Genomic DNA, 20,854 nt, shown 5'->3' with positions numbered 1-20,854 from the left:
GGGCGGCGGTGGGCGAACGGCGATCGGCGATTACAGGATCAGGATGGCGCGGTAGTCGTTGACGTTGGTGCGGGTCGGACCGGTCACGACCAGGTCGCCGATCGCATCGAACAGGCCCCAGGCATCGTGCGCTTCCAGCTGGCGGCGCGCCGGCATGCCGGCCGCCTCGGCGCGGGCCAGCGTGTCGGGGTCCGCGAGCGCGCCCGCATTGTCCTCGGAGCCGTCGATGCCGTCGGTATCGGCGGCGATCGCGTGGACGCCGGCCACGCCTTCCAGTTCGATCGCCAGCGACAGCAGGAATTCGGAGCAACGGCCGCCGCGGGCGCGTCCGGCGCCGTCCTTGGGCAGCGTCACGGTACATTCGCCGCCGGAAATCAGCGCCACCGGCGCGGCAAACGGCGCATTGTACGCGCGGATTTCGCGCACCAGCGCCGCGTAGACGCGCGCCACCTCGCGCGCCTCGCCGGTGACGGTGTCGCCCAGGATCACCGGGGCCACGCCCTGCGCCCGGAACACCTCGGCGGCGGCGGCCAGGCTGCCGTGGGCGGTGGCGATCATGCGGTTGTCGACGCGCGCGAACAGCGGATCGCCGGGCTTCGGCGTCTCGGCGTGTTCGCCGCGCGCGCCGGCTTCGAGATAGGCCTGCACCGCGGGCGGCACGCGTGCCTCGTAGCGGCGCAGGATCGCCAGCGCATCGTCATAGGTACTGGGATCGGCAACGGTCGGGCCGGAAGCGATGGCGCTGGGATCGTCGCCGGCGACGTCGGAGACGATCAGCGTGGTCACCGGCGCGCGGCTGGCCTGGGCCAGGCGCCCGCCCTGGATACGCGACAGATGCTTGCGTACCACGTTCATCTCGGTGATCGGCGCCCCGCAGCGCAGCAGCTCCTGCGTGGTCGCGCGCAGATCGGCCATCGACACGCCGTCGGCCGGCAGCGACAGCAGGCTGGAGCCGCCTCCCGAGACCAGCACGATCAGCCGGTCCTCGGGGCCGAGCGCCTGCACGCGGGCCAGGATCTCCGCGGCGGCGCGCTCGCCGGCCTCGTCCGGTACCGGATGGCCGGCCTCGATGACCCGCACATGCGCGGTCGGCAGACCGTGCGCGTAGCGCGTGACCACCAGCCCTTCCAGCGCCACGCCGGCGCCGGCATAGGCGCGTTCGACCGCCAGCGCCATCGACGCCGCGGCCTTGCCGGCGCCGACGACCAGCGTGCGGCCCTGGCGGCTCGGCGGCGGCAGATGCGCGGCGACGATGCGCAGCGGATCGGCGGCCGCGACCGCGGCATCGAAGCTCGCGCGCAGCAGCGCGCGCGGCTCCACGCCCAGCGTGGCGGCCCCGCTCACAGGGCTTCCGCGATCGCGCGGCCGAGGTCGGCGGTGCCGGCGCTGCCGCCGATATCGCGCGTCAGCGGCGCGTGCGCGGGTCCGGCGGACAGCACCGATTCGATCGCACCGAGCACGGCGGCGCCGGCATCGGCATGGCCAAGGTGTTCGAGCATCATCACCCCGCACCAGATCTGCCCTATCGGATTGGCAATGCCGCGGCCGGCGATATCGGGCGCCGAGCCATGGACCGGCTCGAACAGGCTCGGAAAGGTCCGCTCCGGATTGATATTGGCCGACGGCGCCACGCCGATGGTGCCGGTGCACGCCGGCCCGAGGTCCGACAGGATGTCGCCGAACAGATTGCTGGCCACCACCACGTCGAACCAGTCCGGATGCAGCACGAAGTTCGCGGTCAGGATGTCGATGTGGTACTTGTCGACCTTCAGGCCGGGATAGTTGGCCGCCATCGCCTCGACCCGCTCGTCCCAGTACGGCATCGTGATCGAGATGCCGTTGGACTTGGTGGCCGAGGTCAGATGCTTCTTCGGACGCTTGCTGGCCAGCTCGAACGCGAACTTCAGGATCCGGTCGACGCCGATCCGGCTCATCACCGTTTCCTGGATCACGACCTCGCGTTCGGTGCCCGGGAACATGCGGCCGCCGATGCTGGAATACTCGCCCTCGGTGTTCTCGCGCACCACGTAGAAATCGATGTCGCCGGGCTTGCGGTCGGCCAAGGGGCTGCGGATGCCCGGCATCAGCCGGACCGGCCGCAGGTTCACGTACTGGTCGAACGCGCGGCGGAACTGCAGCAGCGAACCCCACAGCGACACATGATCGGGCACCGTCGCGGGCCAGCCGACCGCGCCGAAGTAGATCGCGTCATAGCGCGAGAGCGTATCGAACCAGTCGTCCGGCAGCATCTTGCCGTGGCGGGCGTAATAGTCGCAGCTGGAAAAGTCGAAGTGGTCCCACTGCAGGTCGATGCCGAAGCGGCGCGCGGCGGCGTCCATCACGCGGACGCCTTCGGGCATCACTTCGGTGCCGATCCCGTCTCCAGGGATCACGGCAATCTTGTATTGGCTCATGGCGGAGGGCTCGTTGGAGGCGGATTGAAGCGGATCGACGGGCGATTCGGCCGTGCCGGCGGACCGCGCCGGCAGCCGTGGACGTGCTTGGCAGAACGCCCGGCCCGGCGGGATAATGTCGCAATTCTATTGCAATCGGCCGGCCCTCACGCCGACCCGGTCCCACGCCATGTGCCAGCTGCTCGGCATGAACTGCGCCACGCCGACCGACGTGACGTTTTCCTTCACCGGCTTCGCCGCGCGCGGCGGCGTCACCGATCATCATGCCGACGGCTTCGGTGTCGCGTTCTTCGAGGACAAGGCCTGCCGGCTGTTCATCGACAACCAGTCCGCCGGCACCTCGCCGGTGGCGGACCTGATCAAGAACTATCCGATCAAGTCGAAGAACGTCATCTCGCATATCCGCAAGGCGACCCAGGGCACGGTGCGGCTCGAGAACTGCCATCCGTTCATGCGCGAGCTGTGGGGCCGCCACTGGATCTTCGCCCACAACGGCGACCTGAAGGGCTTTTCGCCATTCCTGTCGGGCGTCTATCAGCCGGTGGGCGACACCGACAGCGAGCTCGCGTTCTGCGCGCTGATGCAGGGCCTGCGCAAGCGTTTCCCGGGCTCGCAGCCGCCGCTGAACGAGCTGTGCCACGCGCTGGCCGACATCACGCGCGAGATCACGCTGTACGGCGTCTTCAACTATCTGCTGAGCAATGGGCAGGCGCTGTTCGCGCACTGTTCGACGCGGCTGTATTACCTGGTGCGCCAGTGGCCGTTCTCGACCGCGCATCTGATCGATGCGGACCTGTCGATCGACTTTGCCCAGGTGACCACGCCGGAAGACCGGGTGGCCGTGATCGCCACCGCGCCGCTGACCGACGACGAAGTGTGGACGCCGTTCGCGCCGGGAGAATTGATGATGTTCGAGGCCGGGCAGCCGACGATGACGCTGACGGTGCCGATTCCGCCCGAGGTGCAGGCGCGCAACGCGGCCAATTCGGCCTGTACTTGAAGGGAAAGCTGGAGGGAGGTTTGACTCCCCTCGCCGGCTTGCGGGAGAGGGGTTGGGGGAGAGGGAAATCAGCAGCGCAGCGGCTGCTGCGGTTGTTGAAACGACTTCCCTCTCCCCGGCCCTCTTCCCCTGAAGGGAAGAGGGAGAACCGCCGGGACAGCAAGGACCTCAGTGCTGCAGGATCTTCGACAGGAACTGGCGCGCCCGCTCCGAACGCGCCTCGATATTGCCGAAGAACTCCTCCTTCGGCGTGTCCTCGACGATGTGGCCCTGGTCCATGAAGATCACGCGGTTCGCCACCTTGCGGGCAAAGCCCATTTCGTGGGTCACGCACATCATCGTCATGCCCTCGTGGGCCAGCTGCACCATCACGTCGAGCACCTCGTTGACCATCTCCGGGTCCAGCGCCGAGGTCGGCTCGTCGAACAGCATGCAGATCGGATCCATCGACAGCGCGCGCGCGATCGCCACGCGCTGCTGCTGGCCGCCCGACAGTTGCCCCGGATACTTGTTGGCCTGGTTCTTCAGGCCCACGCGCTCCAGATACTTCATGCCCTTGGCCATCGCCTCGTCGCGCGAGCGGCCCAGCACCTTGATCTGCGCGATGGTCAGGTTCTCGGTGATCGACAGGTGCGGGAACAGTTCGAAGTTCTGGAACACCATGCCGACCCGCGAACGCAGCTTCGGCAGGTCGGTCTTCGGTCCGCCGACCGAGGTGCCGTCGACCAGGATCTCGCCCTTCTGGAAGGGCTCGAGCGCATTGACGGTCTTGATCAGCGTGGACTTGCCCGAACCGGACGGGCCGCACACCACCACCACTTCGCCCTTGGCCACGCGGGTGGTGCAATCGGTCAGCACCTGGAAGGAGCCGTACCACTTGGAGACATTATTGATTTCGATCATACAGCCACCTTTTTCTGGTATCGCTTGACCAGCAACGATGCGGAAAAACAGATCACGAAATAGACCAGACCGGCGAACAGCAGCATCTCGACGATGCGGCCATCGCGTTCGCCGATGCCATACGCCTGTCCGAAGAAATCGGCCAGCGCGCTGACGTAGACCAGCGAGGTATCCTGGAACAGGATGATGCCCTGTGTCAGCAGCAGCGGCACCATGTTGCGGAACGCCTGCGGCAACACCACCAGCCGCATGGTCTGCCCATAGGTCATGCCGAGCGCCTGCGCCGCGTACATCTGCCCGCGCGACACGCTCTGGATGCCGGCGCGGATGATCTCCGAGTAATAGGCCGCCTCGAACAGCGCGAACGCGACCAGCGCCGACGTCATCCGCAGATCGGTCGCCGGCGACAGGTTGAAGATCGACTGCAGCACCTGCGGAATGATCAGGAAGAACCAGAGCAGCACCATCACCAGCGGTATCGAGCGGAAGATGGTGACGTAGCCCTGCGCGAACCAGTTCAGCGGCTTGACCGAGGACAGGCGCATCATCGCGAGGATGGTGCCCCAGACGATGCCGACCACCACCGCGGTGGCGGTGATCTTCAGCGACACCATCATGCCCTCGCCGAGCACGTGCAGCGTATCGGCGTTGATCGAGGTGAAATCGAATGAATAAGCCATCGCGTTCCCCTTACTTGCTGCCGATGAAGCCCGGCACGCGCGTGCGCTTTTCCACCCAGCGCATTCCCAGCATGACGACGATATTGATCAGCGCGTACATCAGCGTGACCGCGATGAAGGACTCGTACGGCCGCGCCGTGTAGTCGACCAGCTGGCGCCCTTGCGCGGCCAGTTCCAGCAGGCCGATCGTCGACGCCACCGCCGAGTTCTTGAAGATGTTCAGGAATTCGGAGGTCAGCGGCGGCACGATGACGCGGAAGGACATCGGCAGCAGCACGTAGCGATAGGTCTGCGGCAGCGTGAAGCCCATCGCCAGGCCGGCGTTGCGCTGTCCCGGCGGCAGCGAGTTGATGCCCGAGCGCACCTGTTCGCAGATCCGCGCCGCGGTAAAGGTACCGAGGCAGAACATCGCGGCCAGGAATTGCTGGGTGAACGGATTCATCTGCTTGATCGATTCGCCGAACGGCAGCAATTCGGGAATGACGAAATACCAGATGAACAGCTGCACCAGCAGCGGAATATTGCGGAAGATTTCGACGTAGGTGGCCGCGATACCCGACAGGAATTTATTCGGAACCGTGCGCAATACGCCGAGAATCGAGCCGATGATCAGGGCGATCACCCACGAAGTCAGGCCGAGCGCGATGGTGACCTTCAGACCGGAAATCATCCAGTCGAGATAGGTCTCGTTCATCGCGGCTTCTTCGAGGAATACACCCCAATGCCAGTTGTAATTCATGATGCGTCCTCAAAAAGAAACGGAAGGACATGCCTTCGCGCACGCCTTCCGTTTCACACGCGTGACTGGAGCCGAATCAGTCGAGCGCCTTGTCGTTCGGGTTCTTGATCAGCGCCTTCATGTCGTCGGACATCGGGAAGTCCAGGTTCAGGCCCTTCGGCGGCACCGGCTGGGTGAACCACTTGGCGTAGAGGTTGTTGATCTCGCCGGTCTTCATCAGGTTGGCGATCACGTTGTCGGCGACCTTCTTGAACGGCGCATCGTCCTTGCGCAGCATGCAGCCGTACGATTCGCGCGACTGCGGCTTGCCGGTGACGATCCAGTCGGCCGGGTTGCGCGCCTTGGCGCGCTCGCCGTACAGCAGCGCGTCGTCCATCATGAAGGCGGCGGCGCGGCCCGACTCCAGCGTCAGGAACGACTGGCCGTGGTCCTTGGTGCTGATGATGTTCATGCCCAGCTTCTGCTGGTCGTTCATCGTGCGCAGCAGGCGCTCGGACGTGGTGCCGGCGGTGGTGACGACGTTCTTGCCCTTCAGGTCGGCCCAGTCCTTGATCCCGCTGTCCTTCTTGGTCATGAAGCGGGTGCCGATGATGAAGATGGTGTTGCTGAAGGCGACCTGTTTCTGGCGGTCCAGATTATTGGTGGTCGAGCCGCATTCGATATCGATGGTGCCGTTCTGCAGCAGCGAAATGCGGTTCTGCGAGGTGATCGGAATTTCCTTGACCTGCAGATTCGGCAGTTTCAGCTGGTCCTTGATCGCCTCGACGATCTTGACGTTGATGTCATAGGAATAGCCGACGGTGCGGACGCCGCCGAGGTTATAGCTGAAGGGAATCGACGATTCCCGCACGCCCAGCGTAATGACACCCGTGTCTTTGATCTTCTTCAGCGTGCCGGTCAATTGCTCGGCCGCTTGTGCGGTACCGCACAGCACTCCTGCCGCAATCATCAGCGCAGCCAGTTTGGCAACCTTCATAACATCTCCTTGACCATGAGAGAAAGGCGGGACTCTAACAAGAAACGTGCCGCCGACGAAATAGTATTGCGCAAGCCGACGCTCGGATACAACGGGTATTTCCCTAGCCGCCGCTGTCCGGCAATCGGCTGCGCCACGCGGCTGTAATAAAAAAACGGCAGCCGGAATTTTCCGGCTGCCGCCTCGCTGTTGTCCGGACCCTGTCTTGGTGCATCGCAACATCCTGCTTGCCCCGACGCGGGTCCGATCGCCCCGATATCGCGCGTGGCGATCAGGGATACAGGCCGCGCATTTCGCGCGCCTGCAGGATACGGGTACAGGCAATGATGAACGCCGCGGTCCGCAGCGTGACCTTGTTTTCCTGCGCGACCTGCCAGATCGAGCGGAATGCCTCTTGCATGATCCGTACCAGCCGCTGATTGATCTCCTCTTCGGTCCAGAAGAAGCTGGAGAAGTCCTGCACCCACTCGAAGTACGACACCGTGACGCCGCCGGCGTTGGCGATCACGTCCGGCGCCACCAGGATATTGCGCTCGCGCAGGATGTCGTCGGCCTCCGGCGTGGTCGGACCGTTGGCGCCTTCGATGACCATGCGGGTCTTGATGTGGGGCGCGTTGGCGGCGGTGATCTGGCCTTCCAGCGCGGCCGGGATCAGGATCTCGCTCTCGGTCTGCCAGAACTGCTCGGCGCTGATCGTTTCGGCGCGGAAGCCCTCGATGGTGCCGTTGTGCGACACGTGTTCGATCAGCGCCGGCACGTCCAGGCCGGCCGGGTCGAACAGCGCGGTCTTGTGGTCCTGCACCGCGATGACCTTGGCGCCGGCCTCGTGGAACAGCTTGGCGGCGACGCTGCCGACATTGCCGAAGCCCTGCACGACGATGCGCGCGCCCTTGATTTCGAGGCCCAGGTTGCGCGCGGCCTCGGCGCCCACGACGAACACGCCGCGGCCGGTCGCCTCGCGGCGGCCCAGCGAGCCGCCCAGCGAGATCGGCTTGCCGGTGACGACGCCGGTCGACGTGCTGCCTTCGTTCATCGAATAGGTGTCCATCATCCACGCCATCACCTGCTCGTTGGTGTTGACGTCCGGCGCCGGGATGTCCTTGTTCGGTCCGATGATGATGTTGATCTCGCTGGTATAGCGGCGCGTCACGCGCTCGAGCTCGGCGCGCGACAGCTTGCGCGGGTCGACGCGGATGCCGCCCTTGGCGCCGCCGTACGGCACGTTGACCGCCGCGTTCTTGATCGACATCCAGGCCGACAGCGCCATCACCTCGGACAGCGTCACGTCCTGGTGGAAACGCACGCCGCCCTTGCCCGGGCCGCGCGAGGTGTTGTGCTGGACGCGGTAGCCCTCGAAGTGGGCGATGGTGCCGTCATCCATCTCGATCGGCACGTCGACCACCAGCGCCCGCTTGGGGCGCTTCAGCGTCTCGACCCAGCGGGCCAGCGAGCCCAGGTAGGGCGTCACGCGGTCCACCTGTTGCAGATAGATGCCCCAGGGGCCGAGGTTGTCGGCGTTCAGATAGGAGGGAACGGAATGCGCGGAGGCGGTGATGATCGGCGAATCGGAAGACATCGTGGAAATCCGGAAATGGAATGGCGACAAGCTTAGGGGCGCCGCCCCGCGGAAATCCAATGCCGTTTGTTCATTCGGTCATGCAGGAAATGCATAACCTTCGAGCGGGCAACGCACCCTTCCAAGGTGGGTGCGGGCGGGTCTTCCCGGCGGTCCCGGCCGACTCAGGCCACCCCGCCCTCGATCGGCGCGGCGCCGGACGACAGGCTGGCCCAGATGCGGTCGACCAGTTCGCGCTTGCGGCGCAGCTGGCTGCCGCGCCGGTCGTTGCCATGCTCGCCGGGGCGCGCACGGTACAGCCGGATCTCCATCTCGATCGACAGCGGCGCCGCGCGCGGCCCCTCGGCCCGCACCAGCCGGCCCTGCGCGACCTCCTCGCGCACCGCGCTCTCGGGCAGGAAGGCCAGCCCGTGTCCGGCCAGCGCCATCACCTTGAGCGCCTCGGCCATATCGGTCTCGTAGCATTTGTCCAGCTTGAACGACTCGCTGGTGTCCGACAGCAGCATCTCCACCATGCGGCCGAGGAAGGCATTCGGCGTATAGCTGAGGAAGGACACCGGCTTGCGGTCGGTGCCCGGCAGCCGGTACAGCGGCTTGCCGCTGGCGTCCGGCACGCTGAACGGCGACATCCGCTCGACGCCGAGCACCAGCATGTCGTAGTGCGAGGGATCGAGCTGGATCGCCTGGCGCGGATGGTGGTAGACCATCACCAGGTCGCAGCCGCCCTCGACCAGCATCAGCACCGCGTCGTGCACGTTCAGCGCGCGCAGCCGGCAGGCCAGCGTGCCGACCTGCCGCTCCAGCGCCTTCAGCCATTCGGGGAAGAAGGTCAGCGACAGCGTGTGGGGCACCGCGAATTCCAGCATCTGCGCGTTGGCCGAGCGCTGGCCGCGCATCAGCGCGCGCGTCTCGCTGACCTGGGCGAGCATCGCCAGCGCCTGCTCGTAGAACACCTTGCCGGCCGGCGTCAGGCTGGTCGGATAGCTGGAGCGGTCGATCAGCTCGGTACCGAGCCAGGCCTCGAGCGACTGGATGCGGCGCGAGAAGGCGGGCTGGGTCACGTGCCGCAGCTCGGCCGAGCGCGAGAAGCTGTGCGTCTCGGCCAGGCTGACGAAGTCTTCAAGCCATTTGATTTCCATGGCGCATTATCCCCCGGCGGTCACCGGCGCAAAAATATTCCAGAACGACCTGATAAATCGGAATATCATCCTCCAATGGATCGCTTCGGCACCACATTTTAGATCGGCTTGCTCGGCCCCGCTGGCTATGATCGGACCCATCCGATCCCATGTCACCGTTCTCTCCTGCGGAGTCCCCATGCCAAGCCTGCACGCCGAACCGAAGCCGCGCCCGTCCTCGTCCCTGCCCACCGGCCCGCAGGCCGCGCTGTCCGCGCTGTCGCCGGCGCTGGCCCGGGTGTTCGACGACAGCGCGCGGACCGTGGCGGCGCAGGTCCAGGCCTGCCTCGGCGACGACGCCGACGCGCTGCTGGCGCTGCTGCCCGCGGCCGCGCGTGCCGGCAGTCCGGATGGCTATACGCGCCATCTGGTCTATGCCGACCCGATGGCGCGCTTCTCGGCGATGCTGCTGGTCTGGCGCCCGGGGCAGGCGAGCCCCGTGCATGGGCACCGGACCTGGTGCGCCTACCGCGTGCTGCAAGGCACGCTGTACGAGCAGCACTACCGCTGGGACGAGGCGGCGCAGCTGGCGCGGCCGAGCGGCGGCGCGATGCGCGAGACCGGCGCGGTGTTCAGCGTGCCGGCCGGGCTCGGGCATATCCATTCGCTCGGCCATCCCGGCCGTGCGGATCGGGGAGACGGTGCGGCCGCCGACGTCGCCATCTCGCTGCATCTGTACGGCGTCGAGGCCGCGCAGATCGGCACCGGCGTCAACCTGCTGGTGGCGGCCGGCTAGCGCGTCGCGATGCGGTGGCGCGCTCAGGTGCGCCGAGGCCCGCCGGTTCGCGATCCACCGAACCCTGGCAACACCGACGGAGCAAGCGCAATGGATCGATTCGACCGATATGACCGCCAGATCCTGGCCGAGCTGCAACAGAACGCCGACCTGCCGGTGGCCGAACTGGCCGAACGGGTCGGCCTCACCTCGACGCCATGCTGGCGCCGTGTGCAGAAGCTGCAGGAAGCCGGCGTGATCCGCAAGCGCGTGGCGCTGCTCGATCCCGCCAAGCTGAACGTCGGCGTCACCGTCTTCGTGTCGGTCCGCACCAACCAGCACAGCGCGAAGTGGCTCAAGACCTTTCACGGGCTGGTCGCGTCGATCCCGGAGGTCACCGAGTTCTACCGGATGGCGGGCGACACCGACTACCTGCTGCGCGTCGTGGTGCCGGACATCGCCGCCTACGATCGCGTCTACAAGCGGCTGATCCAGGGTGCCGAGCTGGCCGACGTCAGCTCGAGCTTCGCGATGGAGCAGATCAAGTACACGACGGCGCTGCCGCTGGAGTACGTCTGACCTGGCGGGCCATGTTTCTGCTCCCCTCTCCCGCCCTCTCCCGCCCGCTGCGGGAGCGGGGATGGGGAGAGGAGAGACAACCGGGCTGTATCCCGGCCCTTCACCCGCGATGCGCCCAGCCGGTCATCCGCTTCTCCAGCACGGCGAACAGCTCGTACATCGCCATCGCCATCACCGCGATCACCACCAGGCCGGCGAAGGCCAAGGGCATCTTCATCGCCGAGCCGGCCGATACCAGCAGATAGCCGATGCCTTCGTTGGCCGCGTTCATCTCCGACACCGTGGTGCCGACGAAGGCCAGCGTGATCGCGACCTTCAGCGAGGCGAAGAAATACGGCATCGCGCGCGGCAGTCCGACCTTGAACAGCACGTCGGTGCGCCGGGCGCCGAGCACGCGCAGCACGTCCTCCAGCTCGGGCTCGAGCGTCGCCAGCCCGGTGGCGATATTGACCATCACCGGAAAGAACGAGATCAGGAACGCCGTCAGGATCGCCGGCCCGGCGCCGAGGCCGAACCACACCACCAGGATCGGCACGAAGGCGGCCTTGGGCAGCGCGTTGAACGCCGTCATCAACGGATAGCCGGCCGCATACGCGAGCCGCGACGACCCCATCAGCAGGCCCAGCACCACGCCGACCGCGATCGCGATGCCGAAGCCCACCATCGTGGTCCAGAAGGTGCGCCACGCATGGGCCGCGATCACGTCCCAATAGTCGACCAGCGACACCACGATGGCCGCCGGGCTCGGCAGGATGAAGTCGGACACCTCGAAGATCATGCAGGCGCCCTGCCACAGCAGCAGGCAGGCAGCCAGCAGCAGCCAGGGCGCGACGCGCTCCACGCGCCGCTGCGTCGAATCGGTCAACGTGGTCATCTCAGTGCTGGCGGACATGGCCGATCTTCTCGCGCAGCGTGTGCACCAGATCGGCGAAGGGTTCGGTATAGGTCAGTTCCAGATCGCGCGGACGCGGCAGCTCGATCGGCTTGCGCATCAGGATGCGGCCCGGCCGCTGGCTCATCACGTAGACCGTATCGGCCAGGAACACCGCCTCGCGCAGATCGTGGGTGACCAGGATCACGTTGAAGCGTTGGGCCTGCCACAGGTCGCGCAGCACGCACCACAGTTCTTCCCGCGTGAAGGCGTCGAGCGCGCCGAACGGTTCGTCCAGCAGCAGCATGCGCGGCTCGTGGATCAGCGCGCGGCAGATCGACGCGCGCTGCTGCATGCCGCCGGACAGCTGCCACGGGTACTTGTCCTCGTAGCCGGCCAGGCCCACGGTGCGCAGCAGCGTGCGGGCGCGCTCGACGTATTCGTCGCGGCGGGCGCGCAGCGTCGAGCGGTAAGGCTCGACGATCTCGAGCGGCAGCATCACGTTCTGCAGCGTGGTGCGCCACGGCAGCAGCGTCGGCGCCTGGAAGGCCATGCCGACCATCTTCAGCGGCCCGGTCACCCTCTCGCCGGCGATCCTGACCACGCCGCGCGTGGCCGGCTTCAAGCCGGTGGCCAGCTTCATGAAAGTCGACTTGCCGCAGCCCGACGGCCCGACGATCGCGATGAACTCGCCCGGCTGGACCTGCAGCGAGATGTCCTCGACCGCGAACTCGCCGTTGCGGGCCAGCTCGTCGTTGTAGGCCAGCCAGACGCGATTGAAGTCGACGAACGGGGCTTCGGCGTCCGCGCCGGGCGGCGCGGACGGTGCGGCAGCGAACGCAGCGGTTTCCACCGTCATCGCAGCACGTCCAGTTCCGCCGCCGACGGCAGATAGGCGTCGGTCCACAGCGCATCCGGGTTGATCCGGCCCTTGGTGCCGAACGCATCGGCGACCTGCGACGCCATCAGCGACAGCCGCGGCTTGTTGACGCGGCCGAAGCCCTCGGCCTTCGCGTCGGGCGACCTGACTACGCTGTCGAGCGCCAGCTTCAGGCGCCGGACCTCGAGCTTCTCGTCGATGATGCCGTCGCGCGCCTTGACAGCCTTGATGCCCTCTTCGGGCCTGGCGATCACGTCGCGCGCGGACTTGGCGAAGGCGCGCAGGAAGGCCTTGACCGCCTCGGGGTTCTTCTTCAGGAAGTCCTCCGACGCGATCACCGCATTGCCGTACAGCTTGACGCCGTATTGCGGGTACGGCAGCACCACGATGTCCTCGTCCTTCACGCCGCGCGCATTCAGGTTCAGGATCGAGGTGAACGAGAACCCGGTGATCGCATCGAGATCGCCGCGCGTCAGCATGGTCTCGCGCAGCGTCGGGTCCATCGCCTGCCAGTTGAAGCTCGATGCCTGCAGGCCGTTGGCCCTGGCGAAGATCGGGAAGGCGCGGCGGCCGGCATCGAACACCGGCGCGCCGAGCTTCTTGCCGGCCAGGTCCTTCGGCGCCTTGATGCCCGACTTCTTCAGCGCCAGCACGGCGGCCGGCGTGTTGTTGTAGACCATCATCACGGCCACCGGCTTGTTCTTCGCGTCCGGGTTGTTGCCGTAGAACTCCATCACCGAGGCCAGGTCGGCGAAGCCCATGTCATAGGTGCCGGAGGCCACGCGGTTGACCACGTTGCCCGAGCCGTTGCCGGCGTCGATCGACACATCGAGCTTCTCGGCCTTGTAGTAGCCCTTCTGCTCGCCGAGCAGGAACAGCGCCGACGGACCCTCGAAGCGCCAGTCGAGCTGGAAGCGGACCTTGGTCGCGGCCTGTGCATGGGCCGGCGCGGCCCATTGTGTCGACAGCACCATTGCGGTGCCAAGCATCGTGCCGAGCCGCAGCATCCGGCGGCGCAGCATCGATGGCGCCGTGCCGGCGCAGGTCTGTCGTGCCTGCTCGTGGCGATGCGTGTCCTGCTGCGTATGCTGGTGATGCGATCCGTGTTGCGACCCGTGATGCGGCGTGTCCTGCGGCATGTTTGCTCTCCTGTTCGTGCCTGTCTTGCGCGAACAGTGTCTGCAAGCGATATGCCAGCCAAAACCGCATCGAAACCGCCCCAAAGCGGGGCATGACCGCGGCGTCTTGTCCAACCAAACTTGTGCATCGGACATGGCCGCGCGCGATTGCGCGCCGCCATTGTCGACAATACGAAGGCGACCTCGGTGGTCTCAGGCGTCCTGCGTCGCGTCGCCGAGATCGGCCGCCACCGCCGCGGCGCCTTCGATGCGGGCCAGCTCGCCGCCGTCCGCGGCGGCGGCGCCCTGCGCCGCGCTGCGCGCCTGGATGCGCCACATCTCGGCATAGCGGCCGTCCGCGCGCATCAGTTCCGCATGCGTGCCGCGCTCGACGATGCGGCCGCGGTCCATCACCAGGATCTGGTCGGCATGCACCACGGTGGACAGCCGGTGCGCGATCAGCAGCGTGGTGCGGTTCTGCGCCAGCCGCATCAGCTCGGCCTGGATCGCCTGCTCGGTGCGCGAGTCCAGCGCCGAGGTCGCTTCGTCGAAGATCAGGATCGGCGGGTTCTTCAGCAGCGTGCGCGCGATCGCCACGCGCTGCTTCTCGCCGCCCGACAGCTTGAGCCCGCGCTCGCCGACCGGCGTGTCGTAGCCCTGCGGCAGTTCGCGGATGAAGGCGTCGATCTGCGCGGCGCGCGCGGCCTCGATGACCTCGTCGCGGCTCGCGCCCGGGCGGCCATAGGCGATGTTGTAGTAGATGCTGTCGTTGAACAGCACGGTGTCCTGCGGCACGATGCCGATCGCGCGCCGCAGGCTGTCCTGCGTCACGGTGCGGATGTCCTGGCCGTCGACCAGCACCGCGCCGCTGCCGACGTCGTAGAAGCGGAACAGCAGCCGCGCCAGCGTCGATTTGCCCGAGCCGCTATGGCCGACCACGGCGGTGGTGGTGCCGGCCGCGATCGTGAAATCGACGTCGTCGAGGATGCGGCGGTTGCTGTCGTAGCCAAAGCCGACATGGCTGAAACGCACTTCGGCGCCGCGCACGGCCAGCGGCCGCGCATCGGGCGCGTCGGCGACTTCGCGGTTGGTGCCGAGCAGCACGAACATCCGGTCCATGTCGGTGGTGGCCTGCTTGATCTCGCGATAGATCACGCCGAGGAAATTGAGCGGGATATACAGCTGGATCATCAGCGTATTGACCAGCACCAGGTCGCCCAGCGTCAGCACGCCCTGCGCCACGCCGACGGTGGCGCGCCACAGGATCAGGATCAGGCCGATCGCGATGATCGCCTGCTGGCCGAAGTTCAGCAGCGACAGCGAATTCTGCGAGCGGATCGCGGCGGTCCGGTAGGTGCGCAGGTTCTCGTCGTAGCGCGCGGCCTCGTAGGCCTCGTTGCCGAAATACTTGACGGTCTCGAAGTTCAGCAGCGAGTCGATCGCCTTCTGGTTGGCGCGCGAATCGAGCTCGTTCATCTTGCGGCGGAAGTGCGTGCGCCATTCGGTCACCACCACCGTGAAGACGATATAGGCAAGCAGCGCGCCGCCGGTGATCGCGGCGAACCAGATGTCGTAGTGCAGCAGGAAGAAGCCCATCACCAGCGCCATCTCGACCAGCGTCGGCAGGATGCTGTACAGCGAATACGAGATCAGCGACTGGATGCCGCGCGTGCCGCGCTCGATGTCGCGGCTCATGCCGCCGGTCTGCCGGTCCAGATGGAAGCGCAGCGACAGGCTGTGCAGATGGCGGAATACCTGCAGCGCGATCTCGCGCACCGCGCTCTGCGTGACCTTGGAGAACAGGATCTCGCGCAGCTCGGTGAACAGCGTGGTCGACAGCCGCAGCAGGCCGTAGGCGACGATCAGCCCGGCCGGCACCGCCAGCAGCGCGCGAGGATCGCCCGGGGCGATGTTCATCGCGTCGATCAGCCGCTTCATCAGCACCGGCACGCCCAGGTTGGCGGCCTTGGCCGCCACCAGGCAGGTGAGCGCCAGCATCACGCGCCACTTGTAATGCCACAGATAGGGAAGCAGATTGCGCACGGTCTGCCAGTCGCTGCGCTGGCCGCGCGCGACGGAGAACAGCGGCGAGGACGGGGCCGTGGGGGCCGGCTCGTCCGTCGTGGAATAGCGTCGCATACGTTAGAATTCGGGCCAATATGCGATTGTCGCAGAGTTCGGCGCGGGGGGTTTTTGCCCGCTTCGCCCCCTTCGCCGTTAGCCGGATTGACCATGAACCTGACCGAAACCCTGTCGTCCCTGCCTCCCGGCAAGAACCCCGCGCTGCGCGTGGTGCCGATGCCCGCCGATGCCAATGTGCACGGCGACGTGTTCGGCGGCTGGATCATGGCGCAGGTCGACATCGCCGGCTCGATCCCGGCGGTCGAGCGCGCGCAGGGCCGCGTCGCCACGGTCGCGGTCAATTCCTTCCTGTTCAAGCATCCGGTGTTCGTCGGCGACCTGGTCAGCTTCTATGCCGACATCGTCAAGACGGGACGGACCTCGATCACCGTCGAGGTCGAGGTCTATGCGCAGCGGATGCGCCATAGCAACGAGATCGTCAAGGTCACCGAGGCCACGCTGACCTACGTGGCGACCGACGAGGACCGGCAGCCGCGGGTGCTGCCGAAGGTGTGAGGGCTGGGGGCATGCCCCAACCCATCCAGGCCATTCAACCGATCAATTGAACTTCGAGAAATCCGGCTTGCGCTTCTCGAAGAACGCCGTGAAGGCCTCCTTCGCTTCCGGCGACTGCAGCAGCCGGCGGAACACCGCGCCTTCCTGCGCCATCTGCGTTTCCATCTGCGCGGTATCGACGCCCTTCATCAGCCGCTTGGTTTCCCGCAGCGACGACGCCGGCAGCGCCGCCAGCTTGCGCGCCTGCGCCAGCGCGAACTCTTGCAGCTCGCCAGCCGCCACCACGCGCGTGACCAGGCCGATCTGCTGGGCCTCCTGCGCACTGAACGGCTCGCCCAGCAGCAGCTTCTCGGCGGCGCGCTGGTAGCCGGCCAGGCGCGGCAGCAGCAGGCTGGACGCCGCTTCGGGACACAGGCCCAGCTGCACGAACGGCAGCGAGAAACGCGCGCCCTCGGCGGCATAGACCAGGTCGCAATGCAGCAGCAGCGTGGTGCCGATACCGACCGCCGGCCCGCTGACCGCCGCCACCAGCGGCTTGGCGGCATGGCTGATCTCGTGCAGGAACTGGAACACCGGCGCCTTGGTGGCGTCTTCCTCGCTGCTCGGCGGCCGCTTCATGAAGTCTTCCAGATCGTTGCCGGCGGTGAAGATCTCGTCCTTGCCGCGGATCACGATCGCCCGCACGGCGTCGTCGCTCGCCGCCGCGCGCAGCGCGTCGGCCATCTGCTGGTACATCGCCGCGGTGATCGCGTTCTTCTTGTCCAGGCGGTCGAACTCGATGGTCAGCACGCCTTGCTCGATGCGGGTCAGGATGCTCATGGTGTCTCCTTGGTGGTCGGTGTTCTTGTCGGGGGGGCGGGCGGCCGGAACCGCCGGGACTCCCGGGAACCGCCCGCCAGAAGGACGGCCCACGGGACGGCTTGCAGAACGATTCGCGTCAAACCCGTTCGAAGATACCGGCGGCGCCCATGCCCGTGCCGACGCACATGGTCACCATGCCGTACTTCAGGTTGTGCCGTCGCAGCGCATGGACCACGGTGGCCGAGCGGATCGCGCCGGTCGCGCCCAGCGGGTGCCCCAGCGCGATCGCGCCGCCCATCCGGTTCAGCCTGGCCGGATCGAGGCCGAGGTCGCGGATCACCGCCAGCGCCTGCGCGGCGAACGCCTCGTTCAGTTCGATCCAGTCGAGCTGGTCCTGTGTCATGCCCGCCGCCTTCAGCGCGGCCGGAATCGCTTCCTTCGGACCGATGCCCATGATCTCCGGCGGCACGCCGCGCACCGCGAACGACACGAAGCGCGCCAGCGGCACCAGGTTGCAGGCCTTCAGGATCTTCTCCGAGACCAGGATCAGCGCGCCGGCGCCGTCCGAGGTCTGCGAGCTGTTGCCGGCGGTCACGCTGCCCTTGTTGGCGAACACCGGGCGCAGCTTCGCCAGCCCTTCGAGCGAGGTATCGGGACGCGGGCCCTCGTCGAGCGACAGCGTGCGGGTCTTGAGCTCGACCTCGCCGCTGGCCAGGTTCGGCAGCTTCTCGACGATCTCGACCGGCGTGATCTCGTCGGCGAACTCGCCGGCCTGCTGCGCGGCCAGCGCCTTCTGGTGCGAGGCCAGCGCGAAGGCGTCCTGATCCTCGCGGCTGACCTTCCATTGGCGCGCCACCTGCTCGGCCGTCAGGCCCATGCCATAGGCGATGCCGACGTTCTCGTCGCGCGCGAAGATCGACGGCGACATCGACGGCGTATTGCCCATCATCGGCACCATGCTCATCGATTCGACGCCGGCGGCGATCATCACGTCGGCCTCGCCGACGCGGATGCGGTCGGCCGCCATCGCGACGGCGCTCAGGCCCGAGGCGCAGAAGCGGTTCACCGTGATGCCGCCGACCGAGGTCGGCAGGCCCGACAGCAGCGCGCCGATGCGCGCGACGTTCAGGCCCTGCTGCGCTTCGGGAATCGCGCAGCCGACGATGGCGTCCTCGATCAGCGCCGGATCGAGGTTCGGCACCTGCGCCAGCGCGGCGCGCAGCGTGGTGGCCAGCAGATCGTCGGGCCGGTAGTGCTTGAACGCGCCCTTGGGCGCCTTGCCGATCGGCGTGCGGGTCGCGGCAACGATATAGGCGTCTTGCAGTTGTTTCATGATCGATTTCCTCGCGTGCCGATTAGTTGCGCACCGGCTTGCCGGTCTGCAGCATGCCCATGATGCGTTCCTGCGTCTTGGGGTTGCCCAGCAGTTCGATGAAGGCGCGGCGCTCCAGCGCCAGCAGCCATTCCTCGCTGACCAGCGCGCCCGCTTCGACGTCGCCGCCGCAGACCGCCTCGGCGATACGCGAGGCGATCAGGAAGTCGTGCGCGGAGATGAAGCCGCCGTCGCGCATGTTGACCAGCGACGCCTTGATCGTGGCGATGCCCGAGCGGCCCGCCACCGGCACCAGTTCGCCCTGCGCGGGCGGCCGGTAGCCTGCCTCGTGCAGCGCGCGCACCTCGCTGCAGGCGACGTGCAGCAGCTCGTGCACGTTGAAGACGATCGGATCGCCCGCCTGCAGATAGCCCATCTGCCGCGCCTCCAGCGCCGAGCCCGAGACCTTGGCCATCGCCGCGTTCTGGAAGCGCTGCGTCAGGAACTGCAGATAGTTGGTGCTGCCTGCCGCCTGCGCCGCGCGCGCGGCCGCCAGCGCGGCTTCCTTCAGGCCGCCGCCGGCCGGCACCAGCCCGACGCCGACCTCGACCAGACCGACATAGGTCTCGAGCGCCGCCACGCGCCGCGCCGAATGCAGCATCAGCTCGCAGCCGCCGCCCAGCGCGATGCCCGACGCCGCCGACACCACCGGCACCGCGGCGTACTTGACGCGCATCATGCCGTCCTGGAACTTCCTGACGAAGGGCTCGACGCCCTTGGCGCCGCCCATCATGAAGGCCGGCATCGCGGCCTCCAGGTTCGCGCCCGCCGAGAACGGACCGCCCGGCGCGCCCAGCTGCAGCGAGGTCGGCTGCCACACCACCAGGCCCTTGTAGGCGCTCTCGGCCAGATCGATCGCGCGGATCAGCCCGTCGATCGTGTCCGGTCCGATCGTGTTCATCTTGCTGTTGAACGAGATCACCAGCACGTCGTCCTGGCCCTCGCAGACCCAGATCCGCACCGCGTCGTTCTGCTCGACGGTGCGCCCGGCCTTGCGCGGATCGGCCGCGTCGCTGCCCTTCAGTGCGGCGCGGAAGGCCTGGCGGCGATAGACCGGCAGCGCGCTGCGGCCGACGAACGACTGCGTGGCCGGCGACCACGAGCCCTGCGCCGAATGCACGCCCTGGTTGTCCGCCACCGGGCCGGCGAAGACCCAGTCGGGCAGCGGCGCCTTCGACAGCGCCTTGCCGGCCTCGATGTCTTCCTTGACCCATTGCGCGACCTGCTGCCAGCCCGCGGCCTGCCAGTCCTCGAACGGACCCGAGTTCCAGCCGAAGCCCCAGCGGATCGCCAGGTCGACGTCGGCCGCCGAGCCGGCGATCTGGTCCAGATAGACGGCGATGTAGTGGAACACGTCGCGGAAGATCGCCCACAGGAACTGCGCCTGCGGATTGCCCGATTCGCGCAGCAGCTTGATGCGCTCGGCCGGCTCCTTCTTCAGCATGCGCGCGACGATCTCGTCGGCCTTGCCGCCGGCGTCGACGTACTGGCCGGTCTTGGCGTCGAGCACCTTGATCTGCTTGCCTTCCTTCCTGTAGAAGCCGGCGCCGGTCTTCTGGCCCAGCGCGCCGGCATCGACCAGCGACTTGAGCACCGCGGGGGTCTGGTACACCGGCGCGAACGTATCGTCGCGCAGGTTGTCCTGCATGGTCTTGATCACGTGGGCCATCGTGTCCAGGCCCACCACGTCGGCGGTGCGGAAGGTGGCCGACTTGGCGCGGCCCAGCTTGCTGCCGGTCAGGTCGTCGACCACGTCGAACGGGATGCCGTACTTCTCGGCCTCGGCAAACACCGCCAGGATCGAGAAGATGCCGACGCGGTTGGCGATGAAGTTCGGCGTGTCCTTGGCGCGCACCACCCCCTTGCCGAGCGTGGTGGTCAGGAAGGCTTCCAGGCGGTCGAGAATGGCCGGCTGCGTCGCCTCGGTCGGGATCAGCTCGACCAGATGCATGTAGCGCGGCGGGTTGAAGAAGTGCACGCCGCAGAAGCGCGCCTTCAGCTCGGCGTCGAAGCCCTCGGACAGCGCGGTGATCGACAGGCCCGAGGTATTGGTGGCGAAGATCGCGTCGGCGCCCAGATGCGGGGCGACCTTCCTGTACAGGTCGTGCTTCCAGTCCATGCGCTCGGCGATCGCCTCGATCACCAGGTCGCATTCCTTCAGCAGCGCGAGGTCGTCCTCGTAATTGGCGGCGCGGATCAGGCCGGCGTCGTCCTTCAGGCCCAGCGGCGCCGGGGACAGCTTCTTCAGGTTGTCGATGGCCCGCAGCACGATGCCGTTCTTCGGGCCTTCCTTGGCCGGCAGGTCGAACAGCACCACCGGCACGCGGGCATTGACGAGGTGGGCCGCGATCTGCGCGCCCATGACGCCGGCACCCAGCACGGCGACTTTCTTGACGATGAAATTGGACATGCGCG

19 protein-coding genes are annotated in these 20,854 nt (G+C 67.1%); 4 read left to right on the top strand and 15 right to left on the bottom strand.

The genetic code is table 11. The features are described from left to right. Window positions 1-30 precede the first annotated feature (30 nt). Window positions 31-1,344, bottom strand: a complete 1,314-nt coding sequence (locus tag FOB47_RS12350; protein ID WP_174781205.1) for a glycerate kinase type-2 family protein — start codon at window positions 1,342-1,344, stop codon at window positions 31-33. After that, window positions 1,341-2,414, bottom strand: coding sequence for a tartrate dehydrogenase (locus FOB47_RS12345; protein ID WP_174781204.1), 1,074 nt, complete (start codon window positions 2,412-2,414; stop codon window positions 1,341-1,343). The genes FOB47_RS12350 and FOB47_RS12345 overlap by 4 nt, the downstream gene beginning before the upstream one ends. Window positions 2,415-2,583: 169 nt before the next feature. On the opposite strand from FOB47_RS12345, the gene FOB47_RS12340 reads away from it, so the two are divergent. Beyond that, a complete protein-coding gene (locus tag FOB47_RS12340; protein WP_053821099.1) occupies window positions 2,584-3,414 on the top strand; it encodes a class II glutamine amidotransferase in 831 nt (276 codons plus the stop codon). 168 nt (window positions 3,415-3,582) lie between these two features. Here FOB47_RS12340 and FOB47_RS12335 read toward each other — a convergent pair whose 3' ends face one another. From FOB47_RS12335 to FOB47_RS12310, 6 genes are all read right to left on the bottom strand, one after another. Further along, on the bottom strand, window positions 3,583-4,317 hold the full coding sequence (locus FOB47_RS12335; protein ID WP_006578985.1) for an amino acid ABC transporter ATP-binding protein: 735 nt from the start codon (window positions 4,315-4,317) through the stop codon (window positions 3,583-3,585). Next, complete coding sequence (gltK, locus tag FOB47_RS12330; RefSeq protein ID WP_006578984.1) at window positions 4,314-4,997, bottom strand: glutamate/aspartate ABC transporter permease GltK; 684 nt, start codon at window positions 4,995-4,997, stop codon at window positions 4,314-4,316. Before gltK ends, FOB47_RS12335 begins: the two co-directional genes overlap by 4 nt. Window positions 4,998-5,007: 10 nt before the next feature. Continuing rightward, entirely contained in the window at window positions 5,008-5,736 is a 729-nt protein-coding gene (locus FOB47_RS12325) for an amino acid ABC transporter permease (RefSeq protein ID WP_053821098.1), read from the bottom strand. A gap of 76 nt (window positions 5,737-5,812) precedes the next feature. Next, window positions 5,813-6,712, bottom strand: coding sequence for a glutamate/aspartate ABC transporter substrate-binding protein (locus FOB47_RS12320; RefSeq protein ID WP_053821097.1), 900 nt, complete (start codon window positions 6,710-6,712; stop codon window positions 5,813-5,815). Between the two features lie 271 nt (window positions 6,713-6,983). Further along, window positions 6,984-8,288: a Glu/Leu/Phe/Val family dehydrogenase gene (locus tag FOB47_RS12315; protein ID WP_151022210.1), complete on the bottom strand. Its 1,305-nt coding sequence runs from the start codon at window positions 8,286-8,288 to the stop codon at window positions 6,984-6,986. A gap of 164 nt (window positions 8,289-8,452) precedes the next feature. Beyond that, a complete protein-coding gene (locus tag FOB47_RS12310) occupies window positions 8,453-9,427 on the bottom strand; it encodes a LysR substrate-binding domain-containing protein (RefSeq protein WP_174781203.1) in 975 nt (324 codons plus the stop codon). A gap of 178 nt (window positions 9,428-9,605) precedes the next feature. On the opposite strand from FOB47_RS12310, the gene FOB47_RS12305 reads away from it, so the two are divergent. Continuing rightward, the gene (locus tag FOB47_RS12305; protein ID WP_174781202.1) at window positions 9,606-10,202 is read left to right on the top strand and encodes a cysteine dioxygenase family protein; all 597 of its coding nucleotides are present in this window, start codon (window positions 9,606-9,608) and stop codon (window positions 10,200-10,202) included. Between the two features lie 90 nt (window positions 10,203-10,292). Further along, entirely contained in the window at window positions 10,293-10,760 is a 468-nt protein-coding gene (locus tag FOB47_RS12300; RefSeq protein ID WP_053821094.1) for an Lrp/AsnC family transcriptional regulator, read from the top strand. Window positions 10,761-10,860: 100 nt separating this feature from the next. Here the strand turns inward: FOB47_RS12300 and FOB47_RS12295 are convergent, their stop codons facing one another. The 4 genes from FOB47_RS12295 to FOB47_RS12280 form a co-directional block, all read right to left on the bottom strand. After that, window positions 10,861-11,634 (bottom strand): ABC transporter permease, encoded by a 774-nt coding sequence (locus tag FOB47_RS12295; protein WP_053821093.1) that lies wholly within the window; start codon window positions 11,632-11,634, stop codon window positions 10,861-10,863. Between the two features lies 1 nt (window position 11,635). Continuing rightward, complete coding sequence (locus tag FOB47_RS12290) at window positions 11,636-12,490, bottom strand: ABC transporter ATP-binding protein (protein ID WP_244959409.1); 855 nt, start codon at window positions 12,488-12,490, stop codon at window positions 11,636-11,638. Beyond that, the gene (locus FOB47_RS12285) at window positions 12,487-13,485 is read right to left on the bottom strand and encodes an ABC transporter substrate-binding protein (RefSeq protein ID WP_390884876.1); all 999 of its coding nucleotides are present in this window, start codon (window positions 13,483-13,485) and stop codon (window positions 12,487-12,489) included. The genes FOB47_RS12290 and FOB47_RS12285 overlap by 4 nt, the downstream gene beginning before the upstream one ends. A 357-nt stretch (window positions 13,486-13,842) precedes the next feature. Beyond that, window positions 13,843-15,768 carry an ABCB family ABC transporter ATP-binding protein/permease gene (locus FOB47_RS12280; protein WP_174781201.1) on the bottom strand — a complete coding sequence of 642 codons (1,926 nt, stop codon included), beginning with the start codon at window positions 15,766-15,768 and terminating at the stop codon, window positions 13,843-13,845. A 93-nt stretch (window positions 15,769-15,861) separates the two neighbouring features. On the opposite strand from FOB47_RS12280, the gene FOB47_RS12275 reads away from it, so the two are divergent. Further along, a complete protein-coding gene (locus FOB47_RS12275; protein WP_006578336.1) occupies window positions 15,862-16,266 on the top strand; it encodes an acyl-CoA thioesterase in 405 nt (134 codons plus the stop codon). Between the two features lie 42 nt (window positions 16,267-16,308). Here FOB47_RS12275 and FOB47_RS12270 read toward each other — a convergent pair whose 3' ends face one another. From FOB47_RS12270 to FOB47_RS12260, 3 genes are all read right to left on the bottom strand, one after another. Continuing rightward, the gene (locus FOB47_RS12270; protein ID WP_053821090.1) at window positions 16,309-17,085 is read right to left on the bottom strand and encodes an enoyl-CoA hydratase; all 777 of its coding nucleotides are present in this window, start codon (window positions 17,083-17,085) and stop codon (window positions 16,309-16,311) included. Between the two features lie 118 nt (window positions 17,086-17,203). Further along, the gene (locus FOB47_RS12265) at window positions 17,204-18,403 is read right to left on the bottom strand and encodes an acetyl-CoA C-acyltransferase (RefSeq protein WP_053821089.1); all 1,200 of its coding nucleotides are present in this window, start codon (window positions 18,401-18,403) and stop codon (window positions 17,204-17,206) included. Window positions 18,404-18,422: 19 nt separating this feature from the next. Beyond that, on the bottom strand, window positions 18,423-20,849 hold the full coding sequence (locus FOB47_RS12260; protein ID WP_174781200.1) for a 3-hydroxyacyl-CoA dehydrogenase/enoyl-CoA hydratase family protein: 2,427 nt from the start codon (window positions 20,847-20,849) through the stop codon (window positions 18,423-18,425). Between the last annotated feature and the right edge of the window lie 5 nt (window positions 20,850-20,854).

Origin of the sequence: Cupriavidus gilardii (assembly GCF_013347325.1) — a bacterium.
Classification (GTDB): Bacteria; Pseudomonadota; Gammaproteobacteria; order Burkholderiales; family Burkholderiaceae; genus Cupriavidus; species Cupriavidus gilardii.
Note: the sequence above shows the minus strand (reverse complement) of the source record. Positions and strands in the feature narration are given on the sequence as shown.